The 11,191-nt window shown below is 69.0% G+C and carries 8 protein-coding genes; 3 read left to right on the top strand and 5 right to left on the bottom strand.

What is annotated here, in order from left to right; genetic code table 11:
• Positions 1-13 precede the first annotated feature (13 nt).
• Together U9979_RS07820 and U9979_RS07815 are read right to left on the bottom strand one after the other, a co-directional pair.
• Positions 14-883 carry a universal stress protein gene (locus U9979_RS07820; protein ID WP_322778832.1) on the bottom strand — a complete coding sequence of 290 codons (870 nt, stop codon included), beginning with the start codon at positions 881-883 and terminating at the stop codon, positions 14-16.
• Between the two features lie 198 nt (positions 884-1,081).
• Entirely contained in the window at positions 1,082-1,717 is a 636-nt protein-coding gene (locus U9979_RS07815) for a response regulator (protein ID WP_416219693.1), read from the bottom strand.
• Positions 1,718-1,806: 89 nt separating this feature from the next.
• Here U9979_RS07815 and U9979_RS07810 point away from each other — a divergent pair, with 89 nt between their 5' ends.
• Positions 1,807-2,820, top strand: a complete 1,014-nt coding sequence (locus tag U9979_RS07810; RefSeq protein ID WP_322748521.1) for an Acg family FMN-binding oxidoreductase — start codon at positions 1,807-1,809, stop codon at positions 2,818-2,820.
• A 249-nt stretch (positions 2,821-3,069) separates the two neighbouring features.
• On the top strand, positions 3,070-4,128 hold the full coding sequence (locus U9979_RS07805; RefSeq protein WP_322778835.1) for an LLM class flavin-dependent oxidoreductase: 1,059 nt from the start codon (positions 3,070-3,072) through the stop codon (positions 4,126-4,128).
• 193 nt (positions 4,129-4,321) lie between these two features.
• On the opposite strand, the gene U9979_RS07800 is transcribed toward U9979_RS07805, so the two are convergent.
• Positions 4,322-5,584, bottom strand: a complete 1,263-nt coding sequence (locus U9979_RS07800) for a hypothetical protein (protein ID WP_322778830.1) — start codon at positions 5,582-5,584, stop codon at positions 4,322-4,324.
• 236 nt (positions 5,585-5,820) lie between these two features.
• On the opposite strand from U9979_RS07800, the gene U9979_RS07795 reads away from it, so the two are divergent.
• Positions 5,821-7,860 carry a protein kinase domain-containing protein gene (locus U9979_RS07795; RefSeq protein WP_322778829.1) on the top strand — a complete coding sequence of 680 codons (2,040 nt, stop codon included), beginning with the start codon at positions 5,821-5,823 and terminating at the stop codon, positions 7,858-7,860.
• Between the two features lie 22 nt (positions 7,861-7,882).
• On the opposite strand, the gene U9979_RS07790 is transcribed toward U9979_RS07795, so the two are convergent.
• Entirely contained in the window at positions 7,883-10,336 is a 2,454-nt protein-coding gene (locus U9979_RS07790) for an ATP-binding cassette domain-containing protein (RefSeq protein WP_322778828.1), read from the bottom strand.
• 362 nt (positions 10,337-10,698) lie between these two features.
• Entirely contained in the window at positions 10,699-11,181 is a 483-nt protein-coding gene (locus U9979_RS07785) for a DUF2993 domain-containing protein (protein WP_322778834.1), read from the bottom strand.
• Between the last annotated feature and the right edge of the window lie 10 nt (positions 11,182-11,191).

Raw genomic sequence — 11,191 nt, 5'->3', positions numbered from 1 at the left:
CGGGCCTTTGGCCCTAGCGGATAACAGCGACCGGGCACGGAGCGTGCGTCACAACCTGGTGGCCGACGGACCCGAGCAGCAGACCGCCGAACCCGCCGTGGCCGCGGGCACCGACCACCAGCAACTGGGCCGCACGGGCGGCCACGATCAGGCCGTACGCTGCCGCAGCGGCGACCAGGGTGGCCTCGACGGCAATGTCGGGATTGCGTGCGAGCCCTTGTTCAACAGCGGTGTCAAGGGTGATGCCGGCAGCCTTTTCCAGCTCCGCCTCGTCGAACAGGGGGAGGCCGGCGGCATTCGGTGGCGGTTGGGGTTGCCAGCAGTGCGATACCAGCAACGGAACGTGACGCATCCTCGCCTCGACCGCAGCCCAGCGCAGTGCCGTCAGGGACGGCGCCGAGCCGTCGACGCCGACAAGAATCGGGCGACGGTCCGGCTGCGGTGGAGCCGGACCGCGTACGACCACCACCGGAACGGGGGCTTCCTGCACGCATCGCGCACTGACCGAACCGACGAACGTCCGGCGCATCCGGGCGAGCCCGCGTGCGCCGACAACGAGCATCAACGCGTCCCGGGACTCCTCGACGAGGGCGTCCGACGGCGCGTCGTAAACCGTCCTTTCCACGACATCGACACCGAGGTCACAGGGATGCGTCCGCCGGACCGCGTCATGCAGCACCTGCATTGCCGCACGCTCGAGGTCGTCGACGCCGATCGACGGCGAAATGTCGTCCACAACACGTGGACGCCCGCCCGGACCCCAGGCGAGCACCGCTCGTATCCGCGCGCCGGTCAACGCTGCGTGCACCAAAGTCCAGCGCAGGGCCAACTCGGCATCCGCGGACGCATCGATTCCCACCACGATATCGGATGTCGTCTCCACCCTGTTCACCCTCGCAGCGCCTGGCGACGCGAACGAGAGCGATTCGGGTAGACCGCGGGACCGAAAGTCCCGCCCGCGCGGGCCCGTCAGTGTTCCGGGGACTGCGGCCTCCGGGCGCGCGATCTGACGATCGTCGCGCGCCCTTTGGCCCTCAAGGCGGAAAGTCCGCCAGCACGGGCCCGTCAGGCGGAAAGTCCGTCAGCCGGAAATCTTGGTGGCGAACACCGCCGCCTGCGTCCTGCTGGTCAGACCGAGTTTCTCCAGGATGGAGGACACGTTGTTCTTGACTGTTTTCTCAGCGAGATGAATCCGGCTGGCGATCTGGCGGTTGGTCAGCCCCTCGGCGATCAGGCCGAGGATCTGACGCTCCCGCTCGCTGAGGGCCGAGAGCAGGCGATCTTCGGGCGCGCCGTCGCGCAACCGGGTCAGCACCCGCTGGGTGACCGCGGGATCGAGCATGGACTGGCCGGACGCCACTGTCCGGACCGCGCCGATAAGATCGTTACCTCTGATCTGCTTGAGCACATAGCCGGCGGCGCCGGCCATGATCGCGGCAAAGAGAGCTTCGTCGTCGTCGTGGGATGTCAGGATCAGGCAAGGGACCTCCGGTGTACCGGAGCGGATGTCACGACACACATCGATGCCGCTGCCGTCGGGCAGGCGCGCGTCGAGTATGGCGACGTCAGGACGTAGCGCCGGGATGCGCCGCAGGGCCTCGGCCACCAGGCCGGCCTCCCCCACGACCTTGATGTCGCCCTGGCTTTCCAGTAGCTCGCGCATCCCGCGCCGGACGATCTCGTGGTCATCGAGAACGAATACGCGGACAGGCTCCACCGAACCGACGATACCCGCCGAGGGGGCCTTAGCGACCATGGATCGCAGGCAACAGGACATGACAGACCGAAGGGCCTACCGTCGTGTAGGTGACTAGCAGCGACACTCTGTCGAAGGACCTCGCCCGCACGGTCGTCGAGACAGCGGGTCTGGCCCCGTCAATCCACAACACCCAGCCGTGGCGTTGGCGAGTGAGCGCCACCGGCTTGGACCTCCTGGCCGATCTCTCCCGCCGGCTCGACGTCGCCGACCCCGATGGTCGTCAACTCCTGCTGAGCTGCGGCGCGGCGCTCCTGCACGCCCGCCTCGCCATCCGCGCCGCCGGGCTCATCCCAACCGTGACGATCTTTCCGGCGACCCGTGACGACCTTGACGCCGGACCGTTGGCCACGATCCACATCAGCCCCGCCACGAGCGCCCAACCCGCTGATCCCGACAACGACATGCTGCTCGCGGCAACCCGCCATCGGCGCACCGACCGCAGGCCCTTCGACCCGCGCACCCTGGAGCCCGACGCGCTGCGGGCGCTGCGGCGGGCGGCCGAGGTGGAGGCTGGGTGGCTGGTGTCCCTGGACGACGCCGACCTGCGCATCGACACGAGCGTGCTGATCGCCCGCGCCGACTGGTTGGAGAACCACGACCCGGCCTATCGGGCGGAACTTACGGCATGGAGCCGAACCACCGCGGATGCGGTCGACGGCATACCCCGCGATGTGGTGATCAGCTCAGATCAGCCGCGGCAGTCCGAATTCACGATCCGTGACTTCAATGTGGTCGGTGAACCCGGCCTGGCACTACACCAGACTGACGTGGAACGTCCCATGGTGGTCCTGATCGGCACCGACGGCGACACGCCGACCGATCGCCTGCGAGCCGGCCAGGCCATGGAACGGGTTCTGCTGACCGCGACCGCGCGGGGTATAGCCACGTCTCCGCTGGGTCAGGCCGTTGATCTTGAGGCGACCCGGGAGCTGCTGCGGCATTCGATCGGTGGCCTCGGGCACATCCAGATGATCATCAGGGTCGGCTACCCGCTGCCGGACGCCGAGCCGTTGGAGGCGACACCCCGCCGGTCGGTCGACGACATCCTGCGGTTCGAGTGAACGGGTCCGAGTGAACGGGTTCGCATGAACGCGCGCCCAGGTACGAAGGTGCCGGCCGCGCAGGTCGCCTCTCGGCGCGTGGTCGCTCGCAGCGACAATGGGGTGAGCCCGGGGGCCATGTCACGGCCGGCACCTCACCACAGTACCGGGTTCCCGGCCGTCGCATCGTGCTGCGGTCAGATCGCCGGAGACGTTGCACGGGACGAGAGCCGGGAAGTTCCTCGTGGATGCCGGCGGTTGTCCTTTGAGGTGAGCCTCAACCGCGCCGTACCCCTGTCCGTCCTCGACCTGGTGCCGGTCGCATCAGGTTCAACGCCCACCCATGCGGTGCGCAATACCCTTGACCTGGCACGCCACGCCGACCGGCTTGGCTACACCCGGTACTGGATCGCCGAACACCACGGCATGCCTGGGATCGCGAGCTCCGCGACCTCCATCCTGATCGGACAGGTCGGGGCCGCGACGAGCGGCATTCGGATCGGCTCGGGCGGAATCATGTTGCCCAACCATGCACCGCTCGTGATCGCCGAGCAGTTCGGGACCCTCGGAGCACTGTTTCCGGGACGGGTCGACCTCGGCATCGGACGGGCACCTGGAACGGACGCGGCAACCGCCCGAGCGCTGCGGCGCTCGACCGGCCCGCTGTCCGCCGATGACTTCCCCGCCCAGCTCGCCGAGCTCGTCGCCTTCCTCGGCGGCACCTTCCCCCCCGATCATCCACTGCGGGCGGTGACCGCCGTTCCGCACAGCGACATGCCGCCGATCTGGTTGCTCGGCTCCAGCGGCTACAGCGCCCAGGCCGCCGGGATTCTCGGCCTGCCGTTCGCCTTCGCTCACCACTTCAGCTCGGCCAACACACGTCCGGCACTTGATCTGTACCGGTCGACGTTCCGCCCGTCGCCGGGCCGGGACCGGCCCTACGCGATGGTTGCCGCTGCTGTCCTGTGCGCGGAAACCGACACGGCCGCGCAGTGGCTTGCCGGGCCGACCAAACTGGCGATGTTGCGGCTGCGGCAGGGGCAGCCGGGCGTGTTTCCCACCCCCGCGCAGGCCCATGCGTATCCCTGGACGCCGGCCGAACGCGCCGCAGCCGACAACGCGACGGCGTCCCACATCGTCGGGTCGCCCGAGACCGTCCGGGGCGGCCTGGACGCGCTCATCGACGCGACGGACGCGGATGAGATCATGATTACGACGAACGTCAACCCGCATGCCGACCGGCTGCGTTCCTACGAACTGATCGCCGAGTTCGCGGACCTGTCACGCCACCCCGTGTCCAGTGGGGCACCAGCGAGCCGTACCGGATGAAATCCGTGGCGAACGTGTGCCCGAATCCCAGCGAATGACGATGTGTGACGCGCCTGCATCCAGTTTGATCTGACTCGCAGGTCCGCCGGGTGGGGGCGAGACCGGGCAGCCCACGGGGGGAGCTGCCCAGCGCCTCCACCACGGCGTAGCGCCGGCCCAGCTCAGCGCCGGCACAGCGCTGGGCGGGCAGACGTCAGGACGTCAGGACCGCGGCGCTGACATAGGCGAGACTGAACTGGGTGTCGGACCGGGCGCCGGCCGGGTCCACACAGAAGACCGAGACCGTCACGTCGCCGGCGGTGCTGCCGCGCGGTGAACTCCAACCACCGATCGCGCACCGGTGGGTCGGCTCACCGTAGGGGATGACCTCGACGGTGTCCGGGGTGCGGCCGGCCGCCGGGAAGGCCACCTCATACGCACCGGCCGAGAGGTGCCGGACGGTGTTCGCCTTGCCGGCGCTGTTGGCGGTGTACCGGTCCCACACCTCCACCGTCCTGCCCAGGGGCGGCTGCACGATCTTCCCTGAGCCGGCGACCTCCTGGCCGGTGAAGGCATGCCCGAACGACACGTTGTCCGCCCCGATCATCGCGTGCTGATTGGTGTAGATGAGGACGAACGGGGTGTCGGTCCAGGTCTCGCCCACGGCGCAACCGACGAAGATGGTCTGCCGGTCGGCCTTCTCGTCCCGGCCGAGCGGGTTGCAACCGGCCGGGGTGGAGCCGATCGCGTTGACCTGGAGGTTGTTGCCCTCCCGGGCGGAATAGGTCGGACCGACCAGATCGATCGAGTAGTGCCCGACCCCGATCCGGTTGATCGAGATGGACGCGGCCGGGCCGGCGGCGTCGTAGTGGTCGCCCGCCGGGGTCGACGCCTGGCCGGGGGCGTCGTCGCGAAAGTAGGTATAGGGCGGCGGGACCGACACCGACGCCCCGGTGGGGGTCGGGCTCACCCCCTGCCCGCGGAAGTACGTGTCGGAGAAGGTCGACGGCGCACGATAGGACGCCGGCGCGAAGGTGAACAACGCGGTGAACCGCGAGTCGGCGTAGTCCCCGGCCGGCGACCGGCAGGACAGGGTCACATCCTCGGCCGAACCCGACCGTACCCACCGCTCGGTGTGGCAGCTCACGGGCTGGTCGCCGACCGCGGACGCCACCGCGACACCGCGCCCGCCGGGTACGCCGATCCCTGGGAACGTCACGCTGTAGCGACCGACATCCCGCCGGACCACCGTCGCCGCCGCACCACTGCCGCCCGCCGCACCACTGCCGCCCGCCGCGGACTGCCAGCTGCCGGCCTGAACAAAGGGCGCGGGCGTCCGCGCGACGTCAAGGGGCGGCGCAGCCTCGTCCGAGCGGACAAAGCCCCACACCGGCGCGGTGGGGTCGGTCGCCGGTGGCGCAGCTGTGGGTGACCCACCCGAACCTGCGCTTGATGCCGCCGCCGACGCAGGCGACACCGGTGAACTCGCATTACCACAACCCACCGCTAACAGGAAAGCGGCCACCACACCAACAAACACAGAAGCGCTTACCGAAGACAACCGTCGCGACCGCGCCATACCAGGAGCATGTCATGCCTGATCCGATGGGAAAGCCGGGAGTCAGCGAGACGACCGCGGGAGTACCTTGAAGACCTGTCCGGCCGGTCTGAGCGGACGTTGCGAATGGCACGCGCTCTGGGGGTAGGTCGACAATGACGGCGCCGGATGCGGCTCTGAACGCACAGATGGCCCCGCTGGGTCCCCACGACCCCGCCCAGCTCGGTGCTTACACCCTGCTGGGCACGCTCGGCCAGGGCGGAATGGGAACCGTCTATCTCGGGCGCACCGAAACCGGCCGGCTGGTCGCCATCAAGGTGATCCGGGCCGACGTGGCCGACGACCACGAGTTCCGGTCGCGTTTCCGGCTGGAAGCCGAAACGGCCCGCCGGGTCGCCCGGGTGTGCACCGCCGAGGTACTCGACGCGGCACCGGATGCCGAACAACCGTATCTGGTCACCGAGTTCATCGAGGGCCGGACGCTGGCGAAGTTCGTGACCGAGAACGGCCCGCTGTCGGCGGCGAACCTTGAGCAACTCGCGGTCGGCGTTGCCGCGGCCCTGACCGCGATCCACAGCGCCGGCATCGTGCACCGGGACCTCAAGCCCTCCAACGTGGTGCTCTCCCCCTTCGGGCCCCGCGTCATCGACTTCGGGATCGCCCGCGCGCTGGACGCCGTCAGCGACCTCACCGGGGACCTCCAGCAGCTCGGCACCCCCGCCTTCATGGCACCCGAACAGATCCAGGGCGAGCCGGTCACCCCGGCGGTGGACATCTTCGCCTGGGGCGGGCTCATCACCTTTGCCGCAACCGGCCGCTACCCCTTCGGCGAAGGCAGCGCGCAGGTTCTGCTCTACCGTGCGGTGAGCGAGGAGCCCCGCCTGGACGGGCTGGACAGCCCCCTGCGCGAGATCGTCGCGAGCGCGATGGTCAAGACTCCCGCAGCCCGACCGAGCGCGCAGCAGCTGATGCTGCGCCTGCTCGGCGAGCCGCTGTCGACAGAGCAGGTCGACCCCGAGGCAACGGTCACCCAGGTGTTACGCGACTGGCAGCTACCCGCGCCCGGTGGCGCGTCCGGTGGCGCGTCCGGTGGCATTGCAACGCGCGGCACCCGTGGGACGTCCACGCCGGCCACCGTTCGGGGCGACAGCCCGCTGCCGCGGCCCCGCCGCCGGACAGCGCTGGTCGTCGCGGGCAGCGGGGTCGCGGTGGCGGCGGTGGCCGGGGCGGTGCTGGCGCTGGCCACCGGCTCCGACCCGGGCGACAACCAGGCGAAGGTCACCGACATCCTGCCGAAGGCCGCTGTCGCGCTCGGCGACGACACGCTGGTCTACTCCAGCGAGCAGGACGGCAAGAAGGACATCTTCAGCGCGCAGGTCGGCCCGAACGGCCTGGTGGGATCGCCGCGAAAGCTGACCCACGATACGGATCCGGACACGCTCCCGGTGATCGTCGGGCCCAGACGCAAGACCGTCCTCTACACGGTGGGTGACTCCTCCCCCAGCCTCAAGGCGATCGCCGCCGACGGCAGCGGCCTGCCGATCTCCCTTTTCACCGCCGGCCCAGCGCTGGACGTCCAGCTCGCGTCGGACGCCCGGGCGTCGGTCGACCCCACCGGGAGGTTCGTCGTGATCAGGGCTGTCCGCGGCCCGAACGACGGCTCAACCGGCCTCTACGTCATCGCGATGGACGGGTCGAGCGTCCGGCAACTACCCGTACCCGCCGGGGCCACCGACCCGTCCTGGTCACCGACGGACAACCGAATCGCCTACTTCGTCAGCGAGAACGGGAGCAACGGCGGCAAGCTGTTCACCGTCGACGCGTTCAACACCGGCGCCCAGCCCGTCGCACTCACCGACGGTAGGGACGGTCTCGACGCCGACCCGTGCTGGTCACCGGACGGCAAGAGGATCGCGTTCCGCCGCAGCGCCGGTACGAACCTCGCCGAGCTGGACATCTACGTCATGGACGCCGCCGGTGGCGCAGCCGCGCAGCTGACCAACGCTCCCGGCCAGGACCAGGACCCGTCGTTCGCCGCCGGGGACGACAAACGGATCGCCTTCACCAGCCAGCGCGACGGCGCCACCAACCGCGAGATCTACGTGACGGACGCGAACCGCCTCGACGACGCCCACGCGCAGCGGCTGACCACGTTCAACGGTCTGAACGCCACCCCCCGCTGGCAGTCCGGCTGAGCGCGGGGGGCGGCAGTCGCGGCTACGCCGGCTTGCGCTTGGCGGTCTTCGGGTCCATCCGACGGATCAGGAAGGCCGTGGCGATGACGCAGATCACGCCGATCCCCACGCCGGCGGCGATGTCGGTGAGGTAGGCCGACGATGTGTGGTCGAAGAACGGGTCCACGACCACCTTGTTATTGATCAATTTGCCGTCTGGGCGGGTAGCGCCGGCAAGGCTGATCCGGTTGAGATCACCGACCGAGGACAACCCGGCAAAACCCCAGCGGGCCGGCGCGATCAGGCTGATCTGCTCCAGGCCGGGCTTGCCGTGGACGGGCAGGATGCCACCGCTGAACACCAGCTGCGCCATGGTGAGGAGCACGAGCAGCGGCATGGTCTTGTCCGCGTTGTCGACCAGTGCGGAGATGACGAGCCCGAGCATGGCCGAGGACAGCGACACCACGATCACCGCGATCAAGCATTCGACCAGGGAGTTTCCGAACGCGACCCCCTCGGCGGGCTGTCTGCCGACCAGCGCGATCAGGGTGAACGGGATGGCCTGCAAGGTCGTGATCAGCGCCAGAACGAGGATCTTCGAGCCGATGTAGGCCGTCCGGGACAGCCCGATCGCCCGTTCGCGGCGATAGATCGCCCGTTCCTTGACGATCTCACGGACCGAGTTCGCCATCCCCATGAAACAGGCGCACAACACCATCACCAGCAGGATCGTGCCGGCGTCCGCGTTCGGCGAGCCGTCCCCGGCGAGGTCGAAACTGCCGGGTATCGCCCGCGGGATCAGCCCGAGCAGGAACGGGAACACGACGATGAGCCGCAGGTAGGACTTGTCGGACGCAACCACCGCCAGCGTCCGCCGACTTAACGTGATCAGCTGGGAGAACACCGACTGCTGGCGGATGCTCGGCAGGTCTTCGCGCGCCGGGCGGGCCGACGGCGCGGTCACCGACGCGGGCACGTAGTAGCGCGACTGGCGGAACCGGGCCGCCGACTCCGCCCCCGGCGTCGCCTCCAGCATCAGGAAGACATCCGGGTAGTCCTTCTTCCCGAAGAAGGACAGCGCGTCGCGCGGCGGGCCGAAGTAGGCGACGTACCCGCCGGGGGCGAGTACCAGGACGTAGTCGCAGAGGTCGAGCTGAGCCACGCTGTGGGTGACCACGACGACCGTACGGCCGTCGTCGGCCAGCTTGCGCAGCGACTCCATGACGTTCTTGTCCATGCCCGGGTCGAGCCCGGAGGTGGGCTCGTCCAGGTAGAGCAGGGTGGGTTTGGTCAGCAGCTCGAGCGCGACGCTGGTGCGCTTGCGCTGCCCACCCGACAGCCTGGCCACCTGGGTGCCGGCGTGCTGGGTGAGCCCGAGCTCCGCGAGGACCTCGTCCACCCGGGCGCCGCGTTCCTCCTTGGTCGTGTCCGGCGGGAACCGCAGCTCGGCGCCGAACTCGAGGGCCCGCCGCACGGTCAGGGTGGTGTGGAGCAGATCCTCCTGGGGCACGTAACCGATACGGCGGCGCAGCTCGTCGTACTCGGAGTACATGTTCCGACCGGCGTAGCGCACCTCGCCCTTGTCCGCCGGGCGGAACCCGGTGAGGGCGTTGAGCAGGGTGGACTTGCCCGCGCCACTCGGCCCGACCACCGCCAGCAGCGCGCTCCCACGCAGCCGGAAGGTCATGTCGTGCATGAGCTGTTTCTGGCCGGCCCACACGTTCAGACCGTCGGCCTCGAAGCTGACGTCCCCGGAGTCGATGTACTCGACGAGCTCGTTGCCGACAAGTTGGAACACATGGTGACCGACGGCAATCACCGCGCCCTGCGGTACCGGCTCACGGATGATGCGCTTGCCGTTGACGAACGTGCCGTTCGCGGACTCGAGATCGGCGATCTCCACATCGCCGGCACCGGTCCCGCTGTGACCGACGAACAGCTCCGCATGCCGGCGGGAAGCCAGCAGGTCACCCACGACGATGTCGTTGTCGCGGGACCGCCCGATGGACATCCTGCCGGGGTGCAGCGGGTAGGCCGTCTGGCGTTCGTGCTCACGCTCAAGGTCGGGTCCACCGGCGTCATCCAGACGCCGCGGGGCCTGCCTGGGCAGCTGCGGTCCGGACTCGACGCGGGCGGCGCTGCGCAGCATCGTCGGCATCTCGAAATGCGGATCATCGTACTCGGAGGGAGCCTCGCCGGTGGCGGGCACCTCAGGCAGGACGACGACCTCCGGTCCGGTCGGGGTACCGAGCCGGAAGCGGATCTCGCCGTTCACGTCCACGCTCTGCACCCGCTGGCCGTCGAGCCAGGTTCCGTTCGAGCTGATGTCCCGCACGGCCCAGCCCGCGCCGACCGGTTCGATCAGCAGGTGCCGGCGGGACACCCGACTGTCGGGCATGACGAAGTCGGCCGAGCGGGCACGCCCGACGACGAACGGCTGGCCGGCAGGCACGGTGGCCACGATGGCGCCGCTGACGACTCTGAGGGTCGTCTGCACGTGTTTCCCCCTTCAGGACGGGACACAGGCCGGATGCCCCGCCGAACTACTTCGACATGGATCGTCCGATCTTGCGGGTCGTCCGAATCGTAGCGTCGTCCACAGACCATGATCCAGGTCGGGTGGACCAATCACCACGGACACAACGCAGGGGGCAGACTGCGCGGGGTCGGCCATGTCGGTACCGGACATGTCCACAGCAGTCATGACCACATCAGTCATGTCCGGAGACGACCGACCACGAGTCCGACAGTATCCGCCAACGAGTAATAATTGCCTGTCGCCCACCCGGCGGTCCGGGAACTGTCGCTGATTCGACGCGGCGCGGGAACGGAGCGGAGATCCACGGGGTGACCGCCGGCTCAGCCAGCGGCCCCGGCAGGAAGGATGACGTCGGTGGCCGCCGCCCTCACCGCGATGCCGTTGCTGCCGGCCGTGGCACTCTGGATCCGCAGGTTGAACGGCAGCCCGGCGATCGGCAATGGAATCGCCGGCAGCGCCAGACCCCCGGGTAGAACCAGCGTGAGGTTGTTGTCCTTGACGGTGAAACCCGTTTCGATCGACTGCGAACCAATGATCGAACCCAGGATCGGCAATGACACATCCACATTCACTTTGACCTTGCCGTCGCTGCCGGGCGCCACCTGGACCTTCCCGATCGAGAGCTTCAGGCTCGCCAGATAGGTGTTGAGATCGCTGTAGCTGATCTGCACATCGGCGGTCACCTTGTCCACCGGGACCTGCCCCACCTGGCCGCGGATCGCGTCCCCGAACGGTACGTGAACGCCCTGTAGGCGGGCTGTCACCGCCGAGATACGCGGCCCGGGTGTGGAGATGCCCGTCACCGTCACCCGC

The sequence above is a fragment of the Protofrankia sp. Cas4 genome (genome assembly GCF_963555915.1).
GTDB lineage: Bacteria > Actinomycetota > Actinomycetes > Frankiales > Frankiaceae > Protofrankia.
This window is presented reverse-complemented; position numbering and strand designations above follow the sequence as displayed.